We start from the raw sequence: 17,472 nt of genomic DNA, 5'->3' as shown, positions 1-17,472 counted from the left end.
CGTCCTGGATCCATGATCGACACCGCCGGGTTTGCGCCAGAAGTCAGCCGCACCAACGGTAACGTCTACACCATCCTAAATTCGGATCCCGCTTCCCTTCAGCAGCACGCCCCATTGCTCAACGGGGTGCGGATGGATCGAGCCTTCGCTGTTCGGGGCGAAGTTAAAGACCGACAAGATGGCCTGTTCTCCAAGAAACGCCCGGGTTTTGATACCTTCAGCCAGGGTGAGCGCGATTCCCTCGCTAAGGTCGGAAAAACTGAAAAATGGGTGAGAGCTATCCAAGGCATCCTCCGACTTCAATAGATGTCATTGTGCGAGTTCGAAGATGTCTAACGTTATTTCTCCTGAGTGGATACGCGCGCGTATTGTCTCTTCGCGCGCAGCCATGCGGGCAACTTTCGCCAACACTTCTGCGGCGACATCGCGGGGCAAGAGCACGACGCCGTCATCGTCGCCGACCACGATGTCGCCGGGGCAAACTTCCACGCCACCAACAACAACTGCGATATCCGGTTCGCCTGGCTCGGTCTTGGCTGTCGCCTCGGGATGAAATCCGCGATAAAACACCTGGAAGCCCAAAGCCGCGATATCGGCGCTGTCCCGGATCGTACAGTCGAAAACGGCCCCAACCATCCCTTTGGCAATGCAGCCAACAGCAAGAAGATCACTGAAGGGTTCGAAACGCATCGAGTCGCCGCCACTTACGACGAGTAAATCCCCAGCTTGCGCGTTATGAAAAGCGCGTTGGATGGCGCTGTTCTCGCCCGGGGTTATCCGCTCCGTGTGCGCAAAGCCCGCAATACGCATCCCGGGGATGAGGGGTGTGACAACGGGGGCAAGGGCACGCACACGCGGGCCGGTATTGCACAAATTATCCCTTGGATAGGTGGCGAAATCAGAAGGGGTCATGGCTGCAAATCGTGCTTTTCCAGAAAGTTTGCCATCGCGGCCCATCGCGCGGGTGGAATTGAGTACATTGGAAAGTGTCCTGCATGCGGGATCTGTATGAACTCGACACTTGCCATAAGGAGATATCCCAGAAAGGATAAGCGTCGGTTTTGCTCGCCAAAAATGAAATATCTCGGACAACGCTGCCCGGTGAACACCTCCATAAACGGAGCATCATCCAACAGCTCCACTATTGATCGAAAAATTGGCTCACAGATTGTTTCACTCACCTTTAATGGCAGGGAGGTTGTATAGAGGAAAGAACCGTATTCCGCGCGCTGCCGCACTGGGTTGATACATCCTACTACAAAATCAGCGTTAGAGTTTGCCGGGTGTTCGATAGTTTGCCGTGATAGAAAGCAGTCTTCAGGTGCGATATTTCCTTCGATATCGACAAAGCTCACTACGCGACCTTGGTGGTCATGGGCAAAAACTATCGGTGTGAGCCCGCCCATCGAATGCCCGGACAGTTGAAACCCCTCAAGGCTAAGAGCATCGCAGGCTGCGAGCGCGACTTGCACCAGAAACGGGATCGAAAACGCACTTGGGTCCGCGACGTGGGACACGCCGCAGCCCGACGCATCCCAGAAGACTATAGGGTGGTCGCTGAATTCAGAGCGTCACCAGATCGGCATAGTCTTCTTTGGTGGAGCCGAACCCATGCTAGCAAACCAGGGGCATTTTCGTCCCGCCACGATTCAGAAAGGCGAGGCGCTCCGGTATATCTTCAATGACAAGATTAAGCGTTCCTGAGTCCACGCCGAAATCCAAAACGACGTTTCGACTACGATCATTCATATCGATAGATGCTTCGCTAGCATAAGGTAAGAGCAGAGCATGATCGATGCTAAAGACAAAGAGATACTGTCACACCTTCTGGGTGATGCTGCGCTCTCGAATGCCGATATCGCGCCTCGGGTTGGGTTGGCACCCTCGGCAATATCGGAACGTGTGCTCCGTTTAGAAAGCGACGGTGTTATCTAGGGTACGAAGTCCGACTGAACCCTGAGACCCACGGCAAGCAGCTCCTTGCCTTTGTCTTCGTAACCGATGCCAAGCCAAGTCCAGGGTTTGATACCGCTTCCGCCTTGTCCCACGTGACCGGCTTGAAGAATTGCACAAGATCGCAGGCGATGTTTGCCATCTTCTTACGACACGCGCCTCGGAGATGGATGAGTTGAACGAAATCATAGAAACCCAAGTTAACCCAGTGTAGTCTGTGACCCGCGTGCGCACAACAATCGAATTGAGCGCGGTAATGGAGCGACCATGTATGGCGGGTCACGAGATTTGACGCTCAATTGCCGATGTCGTCCGATAGCTTCTATGTTCTATGAGTCTGCCATTCGCAGCATCGCAGCAGCTTGGTGAGTTTGGGCTCGATGCAGACAACTATACGGCGAGCATCGATAGTGAATGAGAGCTCCCACGGGCTATTGGTTGCCCTTCGAACTTTTTTTCATGCAACAGATCGCAAAAGTTGCATTCTAGATTTTCGTAGCTCAGTGCCTGATGCCTTCTTCGCTGACAACGCGGTCGGCCTTCATGCAAGATTTACTAATTTGATAACTTTTTAAATTTCAACGGAATCGCGGTTTTGCGATATGGTGTATTGCCGAAAAAATATCCTTGCAAAGTTTGGCAATAATCTAATTCCAGACGAAACCGATTTGGTGCCTAGGGTTCCATTCTGACGGCGTCACGATTGCGCGACGGATCAACCATTTTTTGCTCGATGGTCGGCTTAGTGCCTATTGCTCGTTTCGCGACGTCAGCGTCTAAGTACTCATCCGCCAGCAAAGCAAAAAGTACTTATGGCTATTAATTTATATAGTTTGCCGAGCCCCGCACTATAGTCACCACGTTATCTTGGCAGAGTATCTGCTTCGCGCCTAGCCAGCATTCCGCCCACTAGAATTTTAGAGAGACAGTCGAAATTTGTGACGTGGCAACCCGTACGCGCGATCCCGTGATTGGCAGCGCGCATTGCCCACCGGAGCGTCCCATAGAAGGCACGACGATGAACTACCTATTTTTCGAGCCTAGTGAAACTGTGTTTGCCCGGCTTCCAACGAGACCGTAGTTCCTTTTTCACCACGAACGGCAGCAGGGACATCAGCAAGTGCGCATATGATCGCTCGACCGCCCGAAGATCGCGCGAAGTCTTGCGCGGCTTGTACCTTAGGGCCCATTGATCCTGCAGGAAAATCATATTCATCCAACGCATCAGGAGTGATCGATCGAATACCCGTTTGTTCAGGCGTTCCCCAATTGAGGAACACAGCCTCGGCGTCCGTTGCAACAACAAAGAAGTCTGCGCCAAGATTCTGTGCCAGCAAACAGGACGCGAAATCCTTGTCGATGACGGCTTCGACTCCAACCAGTTTCCGTTCAGCTCCTGCCTGGTACATCGTGGGAATGCCGCCTCCGCCAGCAGCGATCACAGTTGCGCCTTTCTCAAGGATCCAACGGATCGGCTCGACCTGAAAGATACGTTTTGGGCGGGGCGAGGGCACCACGCGCCGCCAGTACTCGCCGTCCGGTTTTACTGTCCAGCCCTTTTCAACCGCTTCTTTCTTGGCGTCCGCTTCAGAATAAACCTGCCCGATGAACTTGGTCGGGTTGTCGAAGGCCGGGTCGCTCGGGTCGACCTCGATCATGGTCAGCAGGGTGGCAATATGATGCTCGAAAGGGAGAATGTTCCCAAGCTCCTGCTCGATCATGTAGCCGATCATGCCCATTGTCTCGCCGACGAGGACGTCCAGTGGGTATTCCTCGACATCGGTGTACATGATCTCTTGCAGGGCCAGCATTCCGACCTGCGGACCGTTCCCGTGGGTGATGACGGTTTCATGCGCTTCGCAAAGCGGAGCAAGGGCTTCGGCAGCAATCTTTGCGTTTTTGCGCTGATTGTCTGCCGTCATAGCCTCACCCCGTTTGAGAAGCGCGTTGCCGCCGAGTGCTACAACAACACGTCCCATGGATCAGCTCCCCAGTGTGGCGACGAGGATCGCCTTGATGGTGTGCATCCGGTTTTCTGCTTGTTCGAACGCAATGTTCATATCGCTTTCGAAAACCTCCTCGGTCACTTCCATCTCGGTGATGCCAAACTGTTCGTGAATGTCCTGACCAACTTTGGTCTCCAGATTGTGGAAGGCTGGCAGACAGTGCATGAACTTGACGCTCGGGTTGCCCGTTTTCTTCATCAGATCCATGTTGACCTGATAGGGGCTCAGCAATTTGATCCGCTCGGCCCAAACCTCTTTTGGCTCACCCATTGACACCCAGACGTCGGTATGAATGAAGTCCGCGCCTTCGACAGCAGTCGTATCGTCCGTGATGGTCACACGTGCGCCCGTCTTTTCGGCCCGCTCCATCGCCAATTCTCGTACATCGTCATGGGGCTGTGTTTCTTTTGGCGAGATCATTCGAACATCGCAACCCATGATCGCGCCCAGCATCAAAAGCGAATTGCCCATGTTCGATCGGCAATCACCCGAATAGGCGTAGACGATGTCCTTGCGGGGCTTGTCTGCATGCTCGATCATGGTTTGCATGTCTGCGAGCATCTGGGTGGGATGCCAATCATCCGTCAGGCCGTTATAGACCGGGACGCCGGCATAGTCTGACAGTGTCTCGACCATGTCCTGACCCGCACCGCGGAATTCAATTCCGTCGAACATACGTCCCAGAACACGGGCGGTGTCTTTCATCGACTCCTTATGCCCGATCTGTGAGCCCGACGGATCAAGATAAGTGATATTCGCGCCCTGATCGTAGGCGGCCACTTCAAATGCGCAGCGGGTGCGTGTCGAGGTTTTCTCGAAGATCAGGCAGATGTTCTTGCCGGTCAGCGACGGCTGCTCGGCGCGGGCGTATTTCGCGCGCTTCAGGTCGCGGGCCAGATCCAGCAGATACAGCATTTCACGCTGGCTGAAATCGGCAATTTTCAGATAGCTACGGCCTTTGAGATTGAATGCCATTTTATCTCTCCCTAACAAAAATCAGAGGGCGCAGGGGCTGCGCCCATGGTAAATTCAATAGGCGGGGTCGCGGTCGATCGGGCAGGTCATGCAGTGGCCGCCACCGCGACCACGCCCCAGTTCCTGACCCGAGATTTCGATCACCTCGACACCGGCTGCGCGCATCTTTCCGTTCGTGAACGTGTTGCGCGCATAGCCGACAACAACACCTGGCGAGAGGGCGACGACGTTATTGCCGTCATCCCATTGTTCGCGCTCGGCCTGGAATTCATTGCCACCGGTAGAAATGACTTCCAGCGAGTTCAGCCCCAGGGCTTCTTTGTAGACGTCGAACAGGTGCCCTTTTTCAACGTTGATATCTAAATCTCCCCTGTCACCCGGGCGGATCGAGATGCAGGTGATCTGGTCCGCAACTTCTGAGAATGCGGTGACCTTGTCATGGTCGAGGCAAGTGAAGACAGTATCCAGATGCATGGCTGCACGGCTCTTGGGCATCGCACAGGCGACAACACGTTCGGCGCCGCCCTTGCGGAACAGCGCTTCTGAAACCTGTGCCACGGCCTGTCGGGTCGTGCGCTCGCCCATGCCGATAAACACTGTGCCGTTGCCCACCGGCTGCACATCGCCACCCTCGACCGAGGCGAGGCCAAAATCGTCGTCGCTGTCGCCCCACCAGAACTCAAAATCGGCGTCTTTGAACATCTTGTGGTGCCGATACACAGTTCGCATGATCAAGGTTTCCGGCTTACGAGCAGGCCAGAACATTGGATTCGTGGTCACACCATCGAAAATCCAGCAGGAGGGGTCTCGCTGAAACTGGGCGTTAGGGATGGCCGGAAGAATGAAATCACCCAGCGACACAAGATCGCCGAACTGCTCATCAATCATGCCTTTGGGAAGGTCTGCGAAGACGATGCCGCCTAGCATATGCCGAGCAAGCAGCTTGGCATCCATCTCGTCCAGCCATGCGCGCATTTCGACGGAGAAGCCCAGACCGACCATGTTGGGCGTGATCAGGCGGTCCAGAAGAAAAGCGCGCGCCGAGGGGTCTGATCTGATCGCGTCTGCCAGAAGGTCCTGAATGTCGTAAACTTCGACCCCGCGCTCACGCATCAAGGAACAGAATTCAGCGTGATCCTTACGAGCCTGTTCGACCCAGATGACATCATCGAAAAGAAGCTCTTCGCAGTTTCGCGGTGTCAGTCGGTCATGCGCCAATGACGGCCGCGAGACGATCACCTTATTGAGCTTTCCGATCTCGGAATGAACGCCGAGCTTCATTGTAACTCTCCTTTCGAACTATTTGTTTTTTGAATGTCTTCAACGTCATTGGCCTGGCTCCAGCGGACCCAGACATGGATGGGAACGCCCAAAAGCAGCAAGACAGAGCCAACCAAAACGGTTTCCGCACCCGAACCGACGAAGGCCCACACGGAATATATGAAGCCAAGGGCGCCCAGAACAACGACCTTCGCCAATTCTGGGCCATGCAGGACTTGCCCACCTTTTAGCCGGATCATGATCTCGGCCACGGAACAGATGGCATAGGGCAATAGGCTTGCGACAACAGCAAGTAGAATAACAAAGTTGAATGCGGCGACCAGCCCTTGAGCATAGTTCATTATGATCAGAACGGAGGCCAGGGCGTTCGACAATATCAGAGCGTTAGCAGGCGTTCCGAATTTGGATTTCCGGCCTAGGGCTGCAGGAAAAACGCGATCCAAAGCAGCGCCATAGGGGACCTGGCCACTGAGCAGTGTGAAACCGTTCAGAGTTCCGAAGGTAGATATCACCGCACCTACGGCCACGAGTATACCACCAACGGTGCCAAACATAACTTCGCCGACTGCTGCCAGCGGTGCGGCAGAAATAGCCAGCAACTCGGCAGGAATGACGCCCATCGAAACGGCGGTCACCGCTATATAGACGCTGGCCGCGATAATCACGCCGATGACCGTGGCGCGCGGGATGGTCTTTTCCGGCTCGATAACGTCGCCAGATGGAACGGTCGCAGACTCGAGGCCCAAATAGGCCCAGAGCGTCAGGGCTGCCGCAGCCGAGATCGCCGTAAAGGCCGTCGTACCGCTTTGGTTAACCGGGATGTAGTTCTCTGTTTCGATCCAGAAGATACCCAACGTGCCAATCAGGATCAGAGGCGCGAGTTTGAGCACGGTGGTCACGATCTGAACCAAACCGGCCCCTTCAACGCCTCGGATATTTACCAAAGTAAGCGTCCAAATCGCGACCAACGCGGTCGATAGGCCGTACATTGGCACTTCGATGATAATTGGAAACAGGAACCCCAAATAACCCACCAACGCGACAGCAACAGCTGCGTTCCCGGTCCAAAGCGCGATCCAATACCCCCAGGCAATTATGAAACCTGCAAAGTCTCCGAATGCTTCTTGCGAATAGGCATAAGGGCCACCGGGTTTTGAAACGATCCGTGACAACCTGCCGAAAATTATCGCCAGAACCAGTGCCCCGGCCGATGTTAGGATCCATCCGCCGATTGCAATTGGCCCAAACGGCGCAAGTGAGGCCGGCAGAAGGAACACTCCTGACCCAATCATGTTTCCGACAACCAAAGCGATACAAGCCGTCACCCCAAGGGCACCCGATTTCGAAGTCGTCTCTGGAGCGGAGCGATCGGTCATTGCGACGGCTCAGTTCGATGTTGTGTCTGAAGTCTCGGTTGCGGGCCCGTCGATCCCCGGATCAGTTATGGCGCCAACGGTGAGCGCGGCGCAGATGATCACGGCTAGAATTACGAGCAGCGGGAAAACAAAGCGCAGCCACCGGTCATATGACACACGACCAATGGCTAGCCCTCCCATGACGACGGCAAATGTCGGGTTGAACAGGTTCACCCATCCGTTTGCTGACTGATACGCTGTAACCACCAGGTCACGACCGACGCCCGCAAAGTCTGCCAGTGGTGCCATGATCGGCATCGAAAGCGTGGCCAGCCCTGACGAGGACGGCACCAGGAATGACATCAAGATCTGAATGCCAAACATCGCGTTGATAAAAGCAAACTCGCTCAGCCCCGAGACAAACCCCTCGGCTCCGGCGAGGATTGTGTCGGTGATTTTGCCCGCGTCCATAATGACGACAACACCGCGCGCGACGCCAATGATCAGGGCAACGCCCAGCAAATCGCGCGCGCCATCAACGAAGGTTTCCACAAAGGTCCCTTCGTCCATTCTGGACCCTTCATCCGTTTTCCCGACCCACCAAACGATGATGGACATCACCAGGAAGAGACCGGACATCTCGGCCATCCACCACCCCAGCGCGACAACACCATAGATCATGATGGCGAAGGTAATCCCGAAAAGAACCAGAATGATCGAACGCGTCTTGGTCATCTCGGGGAACGTATCATCGCCTTCCGAACCCTTTAGGAAATGCGCCCGGTTTTCCTCGGCCTGATCGGCCACCACGGACAATGACGGGTCGGCTTTCACGCGTGATGCGTATCGCATGACGAATGCGATGCCCGCAACAAGACAAAGGACAAGGATAATGAACCTAAGAACGATCCCGTTCGTGAACGGAATACCCGCACCTTGCGAGGCAACAACTGTCGCAAATGCGTTGAAGGTTGAGCCCAGGGTCCCAATGCCTGCGCCTAGCATGATCACCGCAACCCCGGTCAAGGAGTCGTACCCTGCCCGAATAAAAACCGGAATGATCAGAGCGTAGAACGCGAGGGATTCTTCGGCCATGCCATAGCTTGTCCCGCCAAAGGCAAAGGCGATCATCAGGATTGGGATCATCAGGATTTCCCGCCCTGCCAACCTGTGCAGCAACCAACCGATGCCGGCGTCGATAGCTCCTGTCTTGGTGACAACCATCAGGAAACCGCCGATGACTAAAACAAACAAAGCGACATCAATCGCCGCGCTGGATGAACTTCCCAGAAGACCAGGATCGTACATACCTGCAATCGGGGCAAGGATAACTGCCGTAAGTCCTTGGGGGTTCGGCTCGACTTCGTGGTAGGTGCCCGGGACAGGCGCTTCACTGCCTAGAGCTTCGTTCAGCTGACGGTCGTACTCACCGGCCGGAATAACCCATGTAAGGGCGGCCACGACGGCAATCAGTATGAACAGAATGGTAAAGGCGGTAGGAAATTTGAACTTGGACATATGAAACTCGCGCTGGGTGAAGCTGAGAAACTGGGCAGTCAAATATTTGAATATTTATGTCTCAACTTAGTACTAACGCGGCGACTTGTCACTTTCGTAAAACGCGAGGTAGTCGAACACTCGAGCAATGTCTGCCACGAACTCAAAAACGACTTTCTCCGCGGTTTGCCTCGGCTGGTCGCAAGAGCCCTGAGCGGCCACTGCTGTGCCAGTTGAATGCTACGGACGCATTCGGCAGGTCCGACCCCAAAGCGGACCCTACAATATTCTGAACATTTTCCTGGTATATGGTCTGCAACCGAGTTTCAAAGCCTAGTGGTTTAGCCAAGTTTGCTATGATGCGTTTGAAAAAATCCCAAAGCGTCAAGGCAAATTGGTTTTCTTGATTTCAATAAGTTATATTCGAATGTGATTACCTGAATGCGGGGAAGGGGCAGGTGAACAGTTCTATTTCTGATGAGGCAATGGCAAGGCTCCCATTTTGGGTAACACCCCCGGGGGAGACAGACGGTTTTCTGATCGTTGTTGGGTTGGTTCTAGTCATAGTGCTGCTGGGTTTTGGTGCGCTTTACTTCACCGTACAGGCCATTCCAGACCGCATGGCAGCAGGTGCTCACAAAGTGCAAATGCAGTTAGTCGGTGTGCTTGGATTGATCTCCCTCTTCACCCTCAACAACGCTTTCTGGATCGCAGCAATTCTGATCGCCGCCGTGCCCTTGCATGAAATCTTTCCGCTCAAGACCGAAGTAGACTTGTCGGAGAGCCACGATGCTTGAGTTGGTCTTCTCTGCACTGATTACAATCGTCCCGGACTACCTTTATCGCCGCTACAAGCAGGGCAAGCGGTGGGGCCAGGAAATTACCCTCTTCAATGTCTGGTATGAATTGCGGTGGGGTTTGACCGCCTGTGCAATATTGGCTGTGACGCTGATCACGGTGATCTTCTATTTCCACCCTTCAACGCGGAATGTCTCAGCTGCATTTCGAACAGTTACCATTCTGTCAGATCGCGTGGGGCGGGTCGCGGAGGTCTACGTTGCCAATAATGAGGACGTTATGGCTGGCGAGCCGATTTTCCGACTGGACACCACACGGCAGGCGGCGGCAGCGGAAACGGCGCAGCGACGTATCGAAGAGATTGAGGCGGCTTTAGGCCTGACCGCAACGGAAGTTGCGAATGCCACCGCCAGGGTTGAAGCGACAGAAGCTGACCTTGCTCAGGCGACGAGTGATTTGGAGCGACGCCTGGAGCTTGCGGGGCGAAACAACACCGTTGTTAGTGAGCAGGAACTGGAACGGTTGCAAACCGCAGTGACCGGCGCAGAAAGTCAGCGCGCAGCCGCTATTGCCTCGTTAGACGGTGCCAAATTGCGCCAAACCACCCTTCTCCCTGCACAGCTTGAAACTGCGCGTGCGGTTTTGAGAGAGGCTGAGAACGAGATATCAAAATCCACCGTTTTTGCCGAGGTGGATGGGACGGTAACACAATTTCTCCTCAAGCCGGGTGATATCGTTAATCCAATACTACGCCCTGCCGGGATTTTGGTGCCTGAGGTTACGGGACAGGGGCGTTTTATCGCAGCTTTTGGTCAGATTTCTGCCAGTGTACTAAAGCCAGGTATGCTGGTGGAAATTACCTGCGCGTCTAAACCGTTGACCATAGTCCCGATGGTTGTCGATGACGTGCAAGGGGCGATTGCCGCGGGGCAGTTCCGACCGGGTGATACGCTGTTGGATCAGCAGGATCGAGCGCGACCCGGTACAGTTACAGCGTTCCTAGCACCTATTTTTCCTCAGCATCTTGATAGCTTCCCGCCAGGTAGTGCGTGCGTGGGCGTTGCGTACACGAGCCGAGCAAAGGAGATCGACGCTGGTGAGATCACGGGCCTGTCTGCCTTCATCGCAAGGATTGTGGATGGCATGGGTATAGCAAATGCAATTGTCTTGCGTGCGCAGGCCATTCTGCTTCCTGTTAAGACATTGGTATTCAACTAGGCCCACAACTGGCAGTGAGGTAGAGTTTCGCTATGGGTTGCGACGCCGGCTACATTTGCACGTTTCTTTCAGTTTTCCTTTGGGACCTGATCTACCTGTCACCGATACTCGTATTCTTGTTGGTTTTGGTGTGCGTGCTCGGGATATCAATTGGTCGGATCGAAGGCTGGTCGACCGGAGCGAGCCTTTACCATGCCTTCATAAACGCAACTACCGTTGGCTACGGAGACATAAAGCCGGAGAAACCCGCGAGCCGAGCTTTATCGGTTATTAACGCATTTGTTGGGCTTATCTTTGCAGGGATTGTTGTAGGAATAGGTGTACATGCAGTCGAGACATCGATGAATATCGAATTTTGATATGTGTAGGTTTCAAGAACCGCGAATGACCGATTTATCTGCGTGGCGGCCGTCAATGACGGCTAATGCTGCACCCGTAACGAGTGCCGGCTGTGTTGCCCTATTAACTTTTGAATGTTGGCAGAAGGGTTCAATCGTAAATGGTGGCAGGCCCTTTTTCCCATCATTTTTCTATCGCGGGCCAACGGAATTTGGGCAAGCCAAACGCCCTTGACCGTCAGGATGAGGTCACTGCGCTCCCTCTTGAGCAACCTTTGTGACAGCGCCGTGTCTTCGGTTGTACCTGCGAAAAGCGACACCGCTGTCGAATAGCGTTGCCTCGCCCCCTCCCGCGTTCGCCACATGGCAGATCAGCAGTAGCAGTCTGCTTCGCAATACCACCTATAAGTCAACTCTGACTCTCTGAAAGAGAACTCAGATCAAACCAAACTGTCTGCCGGAGTGTGAAGGGCGAGGTTTTTGAAGCCGTTGTCGTCAAACTTCATAACAAGCGGGCAGCACTGAAGCTTACCTGGAAATTGATGCGCCGATATGGTGCTGCGTATAAAGTGTTACTGATAGCTTCGCGATAAACCGAGCCGCGCTCAGAGATCTCGGTGCGACGGAAAATCAGAAGACGGGCAGTTGGTTTAATAACAGAGGGTGAGAACTCACACCTTCCGTTCCAATGAAGGGAATGCGCAATACAGCGATTCAGGCGTTTGCAAAGTTTTCAGAAATTCGGCGCCGTCCACTCCTCCGTCTACAACCACTTTAAGCCGGAGCGATCTCTCACCAGTTGAGGTGCCTTCAAGCTGAAACGCGCCACTGCTCTCGTCAAGTGGCCCAAACTTGGCGAGGCATGAAGGAAAGCTCTGCTGGCTCAGTTGAGACCAGTTCGAATTCCTCTGACAGCATCCTCCGAGAGCTAGCTCTTTCCAATTGTTCGCATCATTTGGCGGAAGAAGAGCGCAGGAGCTAGCCGGTTCATAGCGTTCGATAGAGTTGCAACTCGACCAACGGGCACAAATGCTTTTCGTTTTCGACACCCGTGAAGAATGATCTGGGCTGCGTTTTGTGGCGTCATATAGTCAACACCGTCAGTTGCGGATCCCGGACGGGCGAAACCCTTAGCATCTCTTTCGGTTTGCCCGATGTTCGTTGCAACAAAGGAGGGAGCAGCAATAGTAACGGACACCCCGTGACTGGTTTCCTCGGCTCTCAGAGACTTAAAAAACCCTTCCATTGCATGCTTGCTGGCGGCGTAGGCAGTTCTATGGAAAAGCGGCGCAAACCCCGCGACTGATGAGATCGCCAGATGCGTTCCCTTGGACTTCCTTAATGGAAGTAAGAAATGCCGAGCGCACTCAACCGCTGAAAAATAGTTGATCTCAAAAAGGTCGCGATGTGAGTTCATGTCACTGTCGGCAAACGCCGAGATTTGTGTAACCCCTGCGTTGTAAATAACCATGTCAATTGAAGGCCTGTCCTTCAAAATCTGAGAGCATGTATCAGCACACTGCTTAGGTTTTGTTAGGTCGCAAGCGTAGAGACTAAGATTTTTGCCATCCACCAAACCGTCCAGGCGCGGGCCTGGCAGGTCAATGATAGCGGTATGCCAACCTTGTTCTCGCAATGCTTCAGAAAAAGCTTGCCCCAGGCCGCCAGCACCACCAGTTATGGCTGCAGTTTTTTTCACTTCGCGTGCTCCCACCAGAGCTTAAATGCTTCGGCGCTTGAGTATTTGGGTTGATAGCCGAACTTCACCTTAAGTGCAGTGTTGTCCAGCACTGGCCGAAACTGCAGAAATCGAACTTGTTCAGGACCATAGCGAGAAAGCCCTACGGGTCGGGCCACGGCCAGTGCCATCTTGACCAACTTTGGCGGCAACCAGCGCACAGTCTTGCCCATGGCCTTGGCGATTTGGGAAACAGTAAGCGCACCGTCGCCAGAGACGTTGAAAACTCCCGCAGGCCCGTTTGTCGATGCGCGCAGCAGTATTTCTGCCAGGTCCTTGTCCCATATGAAGACAAAGGGGCTCTCAGAACCTTTCAGCCCAAGTAGGCGAGGCTTTTGGAACAGAGACGTTATCTGATTCTCGATATGGTTCCCGAGAACCGTCCCAACCCTCAATACGACTTGCTCTAAATCTGGGGCCGTTTCTCTCGCGTCTGCCAACATCTCCTCGACCAGTCTTTTGTGCCAAGAATAGGCGAATTCCTGATTGCCGCGAATTGCGTCTGTTTCTCGCAATAGCGCTGGATTGTCGGCGTGATAGCCATAGGCCGCGCCTGAGGACGTAACGACCAGTCGCTTTACTCCCGCGGAGATGGCGGCATCGAGAACTTTGCGGGTGCCCTCAACATCGACCTGGTACTCGAGGTCTCGCGTTGTGTCTGGCCCGGGGGTTACGATCGAAGCAAGATGCACGACCGTGTCGGGGCGTTCTGACATGATGACGTCGTGTGGGTCGCTACTGGTCACATCCATCTGGATGAACCGCGCGTTTGGCGGCAAATTCACGGGTTCTCGGATATCCGTAGCTATGACGGCGTAGTTGTCCTTCTGCGCCAGTCGACTTAGCAACGCTGTTCCAACTGCACCTGCAGCGCCAGTGATGAGAAGGCGCCTCATACCGGCACCTCCCGCCTTGCGAAGTAGCCCGCAAGCGCCAATCCAGAAATCGCATGCCATATGCCCCACAAGGCAGCGGCAACAGCCATACCGCCCATCCCGCCAAAAAAGGCGAAGATCAGGATGAGCCCCAGTCCTGAATTCTGAATACCTGTTTCGATGGTAACTGAACGGCGATCCCGCTCGGACAACCCTGTGATCGTCGCCGTTGTATACCCGCCGAGGAATGCCAGCGTATTGTGGACAATAACGAGACCTATGACTGTTCCGGCGACCTGAAGGAAGTTCGCCCAATTGGCAGCCAGCGCGAGCACAATGAAGGCAATAAAGATAGCCATTGAGAGCCATTGCATTGGGCGGCGGATGCGATCAGCCAATTGTTTTAACCGCGCGTTTACTAGCATCCCGAGAACCAATGGTAGGATCAGCATGAACCCGACCGTTGTTGCGACGGCGACCGGGTCAATTTCGGTGCGCTGCAAGATTTCGCGTGTCGGACCATATAGGTTACCCCAAAATGCAATGTTTGCCGGTGTGACAAGGATGGCTCCGACCGTCGCAAAAGCGGTCATTGAAACCGATAGCGCCACATTCCCTTTCGCCCGATGGGTCATGAAATTTGATATGTTCCCACCAGGGCACGCAGCAACGAGGATAAGGCCCATCGCTACAGATGGCATCGGTCGCAGTGCGACAATCATAAGAAAAGTAAGCGCTGGAAGTACCAGAAACTGCGACGCAAGACCGACAATGAGGGGCTTGGGTGCACCTGCAATGCGCCGAAAGTCATCCGTACGTAAATCCAGCGCAATCGAGAACATTACGATCGCTAGGATGGCATTGAGAACTCTAAGATTTCCGGCATCAAAATTCAGAACGACCTGATCTATTCCGTTCATGCTCGGGCCGCCTTGAGTGCCGCGATTTGACCCGTTACCTCCCGCCGATAGGTCGCTTTGTCCACGTAGTAGGCCATGCGCGGAAGGTCGATGTAGTTCATACCTCCTGTCGCTCTCTCATACCCATCGGACTTGGTAGAGCGGATTGCCTGCGCCGCGGAGTTGCCTGACCGCAATCCAGCGATGTAGCGAGCGACCATTTCGGCCTGCTCATGACGTCCTTGCCAGCCCAATCCCGACGCTTCGACCATGCCGAGAACAAACAGGTCATCTCGTTCAGGGTGCATGCAATTTAGATAGAGGTGAGGTGCGGAACCTTTCCAATTCAGATGTTTCTGGTCGATGAATGGGTAGTGCAGTTGATACCCAGTCGCGGCCATTATCATGTCGTATTCAGCCGAGGTTCCATCGCTGAAATGAACGGTTTTGCCGCCCAAGCGCTCGATATCCGGACGGACTTTCAGGTCGCCATGACCCGCGTGGAACAAAATGAGGGAATTGACCACAGGATGCGACTCGTAGAGAGCGTAATCCGGTTTCGGAAACCCGTATTTCTGCGGATCACCGACAAACCATTTCAGGATCGCGCCGTCGACTTTTCGCTTCAGCCACATGGGCAGGCGGATCTTACCCCCCATTGTGTCGGCGGGGACTCCGAAGACATATTTGGGAACAAAGTAGTACCCGCGGCGCATAGAGAGGTCGCAAGAAACGCCGTGGTGAATGGCATCGACTGCGATGTCGCAACCGGAGTTGCCCGCACCAACAACCAGAACGCGCTTACCGGCAAATTGGGTGGGATAGCGGTACTCGGACGCATGGATGAGCTCACCTGTGAATTCACCCTGGAAATCCGGCATGTTCGGTTCCGACAGCGTACCGTTGGCAATCATTAACCCTGCGAAGTTTTGGATATGATGGGTGCCGGTATTGTCTCGCCAGGTTATTTCCCATCCGCCGCGTTCCAATGGTTCGGTCTTCAGAACTTCGGCTCCGAAATGAAAGTGCTGATACAGGTCAAACGCTTTTGCGAAGTCTTGGAAATAGGTCTTCATTTCGCGATGTGACGGATATTCTGCCGTATCCTCTAGCATCGGGAAATCGGTGAATTCCGTCATGCGCTTGGAAGAAATGAGATGGGCGGTCTCGTACATCGTGGACCGAGGTGCATCGATGTTCCACAGACCACCCACATCATCGGCCAGTTCAAATCCTTGAAATGGCACTCCCTGCTCGACAAGCGTCTTTGCCATTGCAAGGCCCATTGGCCCCGCACCGATCAAAGCAAAACACTCTTCGGGGCGGGCCTTTGCCTCAACCAGCTGGCCCGCTCTCACCTGCGCCTGTTCCATTCGCGTCTCCTCCTGCGACAGTATTTATCTTGAACGAACGTTCTAAATAAGGCAAACTGGTTTTTGAGATGCCACAACATGCTGTAAAAGAAAGAAAAAGAGCTCCGTCGCAGCGATCCGTCGCCGCGAGAGAACGAATCTTCGACGCTGCAGAACAGGTTTTTGCTGAGAGGGGATTCGAGGGCGCTTCAATTCGAGACATTGCTGAACGCGCAGGTGTTCAGAAAGCCAACGTGAATTTTCACGGGGGTCCTAAAGAAGAGTTGTTCGAGCGTATAGTGGCGCGTCGAGCTTCCGAACTTTCTGAAGAGCGACTCTCTAGAATTGAATTGTTGGACGCGCAGTCGGACTGGAGTGTCGGTGATTTGTTGTCAGCCTTCATGCTGCCGCTCGTTTCGCGAGCCTTCAGTGGAGATCCTCAGTGGCTTGCTTATGCACGAATAGTGGCGATTGTCTCAGCTGATACGCGGTGGAGAGAATTGGCTCAAACCCACTTTGATCCGGTGGCCATGAGGGTTGTAGAAAAGCTGTGCTCAAAACACCCTGAGGCTAGTCCAGAACGAGTTGCGGGTGCGTTGGTGTTTGCCGTGTCTTCAATGCTCGCCCTGTGTACGTCGCAGTGGCGAATTTTGGCCCTAAGCGGAAACATTGGCGAGGCGGATCGCGAGAGCATGACCTTGAACCTTTTGAGTTTCTGTGAGGCAGGCTTAATCGGCAGTTTGCAGAAAGCGGAGTGATTGACAGCAGCGCCTCGGTCTTGCCAGAAGAACTTGTGTTAGTGGGCGTTGCTGGCATGGACGTACTTTCGACAGCGTCTGCGATCGCCCGAAGCTGTCATTGGAAGCTGAAAGTTCGGTTTTGTGTTTTTATACGATCGCTCAGCGGCGCTTAACTGTCATCTGAGCAAATCACTCGAATGACTAAGGCTAGCCGGTAGGACAATAGGTGACTGAAACAGTTGTCTCCGTGTCGCGACTCGGCAAAAAAATATGGTCTTGCGATCAGGAATCATGGGCTCTAATTTACCTCGCCACCTTGCTATGCGGCCTCAAAATCTGCGGATTTAGGTGTTGATAATCAACTTCAGACTCTAAGAATCAAAGCTTGCAATGGACATTGCCATTCGGAAGCGGAAAGCATTTCAATAAAAACTGTTTGCGAAAGCG

The 17,472-nt window shown here is 53.9% G+C and carries 17 protein-coding genes and 1 pseudogene; 6 read left to right on the top strand and 12 right to left on the bottom strand.

Annotated elements, in window-relative coordinates; genetic code table 11:
- Positions 1-75: 75 nt before the first annotated feature.
- From ACR0AI_RS09860 to ACR0AI_RS09850, 3 genes are read right to left on the bottom strand one after another with little or no spacing between them, the layout of a single operon-like run.
- Entirely contained in the window at positions 76-285 is a 210-nt protein-coding gene (locus ACR0AI_RS09860; protein WP_480701310.1) for a cupin domain-containing protein, read from the bottom strand.
- Between the two features lie 24 nt (positions 286-309).
- Positions 310-912 carry an RraA family protein gene (locus ACR0AI_RS09855; RefSeq protein WP_480673553.1) on the bottom strand — a complete coding sequence of 201 codons (603 nt, stop codon included), beginning with the start codon at positions 910-912 and terminating at the stop codon, positions 310-312.
- Entirely contained in the window at positions 909-1,547 is a 639-nt protein-coding gene (locus tag ACR0AI_RS09850; RefSeq protein ID WP_480673812.1) for an alpha/beta fold hydrolase, read from the bottom strand. The genes ACR0AI_RS09855 and ACR0AI_RS09850 overlap by 4 nt, the downstream gene beginning before the upstream one ends.
- A gap of 241 nt (positions 1,548-1,788) precedes the next feature.
- Between ACR0AI_RS09850 and ACR0AI_RS09845 the strand changes: the two genes are divergently transcribed.
- Positions 1,789-1,935, top strand: coding sequence for an Lrp/AsnC family transcriptional regulator (locus tag ACR0AI_RS09845; protein ID WP_480673555.1), 147 nt, complete (start codon positions 1,789-1,791; stop codon positions 1,933-1,935).
- A gap of 1,058 nt (positions 1,936-2,993) precedes the next feature.
- Here ACR0AI_RS09845 and arcC read toward each other — a convergent pair.
- Genes arcC through ACR0AI_RS09820 form a run of 5 tightly spaced genes read right to left on the bottom strand, consistent with a single transcriptional unit; the run spans position 2,994 to position 9,088 of the window.
- Positions 2,994-3,932 carry a carbamate kinase gene (gene arcC, locus ACR0AI_RS09840; RefSeq protein WP_480673557.1) on the bottom strand — a complete coding sequence of 313 codons (939 nt, stop codon included), beginning with the start codon at positions 3,930-3,932 and terminating at the stop codon, positions 2,994-2,996.
- 3 nt (positions 3,933-3,935) lie between these two features.
- The gene (gene argF / locus ACR0AI_RS09835; RefSeq protein WP_480673559.1) at positions 3,936-4,934 is read right to left on the bottom strand and encodes an ornithine carbamoyltransferase; all 999 of its coding nucleotides are present in this window, start codon (positions 4,932-4,934) and stop codon (positions 3,936-3,938) included.
- A gap of 54 nt (positions 4,935-4,988) precedes the next feature.
- The gene (locus ACR0AI_RS09830) at positions 4,989-6,215 is read right to left on the bottom strand and encodes an arginine deiminase (RefSeq protein WP_480673561.1); all 1,227 of its coding nucleotides are present in this window, start codon (positions 6,213-6,215) and stop codon (positions 4,989-4,991) included.
- Positions 6,212-7,591 carry an amino acid permease gene (locus ACR0AI_RS09825; protein WP_480673563.1) on the bottom strand — a complete coding sequence of 460 codons (1,380 nt, stop codon included), beginning with the start codon at positions 7,589-7,591 and terminating at the stop codon, positions 6,212-6,214. The genes ACR0AI_RS09830 and ACR0AI_RS09825 overlap by 4 nt, the downstream gene beginning before the upstream one ends.
- Before the next feature lie 9 nt (positions 7,592-7,600).
- Positions 7,601-9,088: a YfcC family protein gene (locus ACR0AI_RS09820; RefSeq protein WP_480701308.1), complete on the bottom strand. Its 1,488-nt coding sequence runs from the start codon at positions 9,086-9,088 to the stop codon at positions 7,601-7,603.
- Positions 9,089-9,525: 437 nt separating this feature from the next.
- On the opposite strand from ACR0AI_RS09820, the gene ACR0AI_RS09815 reads away from it, so the two are divergent.
- From ACR0AI_RS09815 to ACR0AI_RS09800, 4 genes and pseudogenes are all read left to right on the top strand, one after another.
- Positions 9,526-9,864 (top strand): hypothetical protein, encoded by a 339-nt coding sequence (locus ACR0AI_RS09815; protein ID WP_480673567.1) that lies wholly within the window; start codon positions 9,526-9,528, stop codon positions 9,862-9,864.
- The gene (locus tag ACR0AI_RS09810) at positions 9,857-11,083 is read left to right on the top strand and encodes an HlyD family secretion protein (protein ID WP_480673569.1); all 1,227 of its coding nucleotides are present in this window, start codon (positions 9,857-9,859) and stop codon (positions 11,081-11,083) included. Before ACR0AI_RS09815 ends, ACR0AI_RS09810 begins: the two co-directional genes overlap by 8 nt.
- A 32-nt stretch (positions 11,084-11,115) precedes the next feature.
- A complete protein-coding gene (locus ACR0AI_RS09805) occupies positions 11,116-11,442 on the top strand; it encodes an ion channel (RefSeq protein ID WP_480673571.1) in 327 nt (108 codons plus the stop codon).
- Positions 11,443-11,888: 446 nt separating this feature from the next.
- Positions 11,889-12,221, top strand: a pseudogene (locus ACR0AI_RS09800) (DDE-type integrase/transposase/recombinase); the annotation flags it as partial.
- A 128-nt stretch (positions 12,222-12,349) separates the two neighbouring features.
- Here the strand turns inward: ACR0AI_RS09800 and ACR0AI_RS09795 are convergent.
- The 4 genes from ACR0AI_RS09795 to ACR0AI_RS09780 are packed head-to-tail and all read right to left on the bottom strand — an operon-like array spanning position 12,350 to position 16,306.
- Positions 12,350-13,120, bottom strand: coding sequence for an SDR family NAD(P)-dependent oxidoreductase (locus ACR0AI_RS09795; RefSeq protein WP_480673573.1), 771 nt, complete (start codon positions 13,118-13,120; stop codon positions 12,350-12,352).
- Positions 13,117-14,055, bottom strand: a complete 939-nt coding sequence (locus ACR0AI_RS09790) for an SDR family oxidoreductase (protein WP_480673575.1) — start codon at positions 14,053-14,055, stop codon at positions 13,117-13,119. The genes ACR0AI_RS09795 and ACR0AI_RS09790 overlap by 4 nt, the downstream gene beginning before the upstream one ends.
- Positions 14,052-14,954, bottom strand: coding sequence for a bile acid:sodium symporter family protein (locus ACR0AI_RS09785; RefSeq protein WP_480673577.1), 903 nt, complete (start codon positions 14,952-14,954; stop codon positions 14,052-14,054). The genes ACR0AI_RS09790 and ACR0AI_RS09785 overlap by 4 nt, the downstream gene beginning before the upstream one ends.
- Positions 14,951-16,306, bottom strand: a complete 1,356-nt coding sequence (locus ACR0AI_RS09780; RefSeq protein ID WP_480673579.1) for a flavin-containing monooxygenase — start codon at positions 16,304-16,306, stop codon at positions 14,951-14,953. The genes ACR0AI_RS09785 and ACR0AI_RS09780 overlap by 4 nt, the downstream gene beginning before the upstream one ends.
- 68 nt (positions 16,307-16,374) lie before the next feature.
- Here ACR0AI_RS09780 and ACR0AI_RS09775 point away from each other — a divergent pair, with 68 nt between their 5' ends.
- Positions 16,375-17,043, top strand: coding sequence for a TetR/AcrR family transcriptional regulator (locus tag ACR0AI_RS09775; RefSeq protein ID WP_480673581.1), 669 nt, complete (start codon positions 16,375-16,377; stop codon positions 17,041-17,043).
- Positions 17,044-17,472 lie beyond the last annotated feature (429 nt).

It is taken from the genome of Ruegeria sp. BG3 (assembly GCF_056538485.1).
The sequence above is the reverse complement of the archived record's forward strand: the minus strand, read 5'-3'. Positions and strand labels throughout refer to the sequence as shown.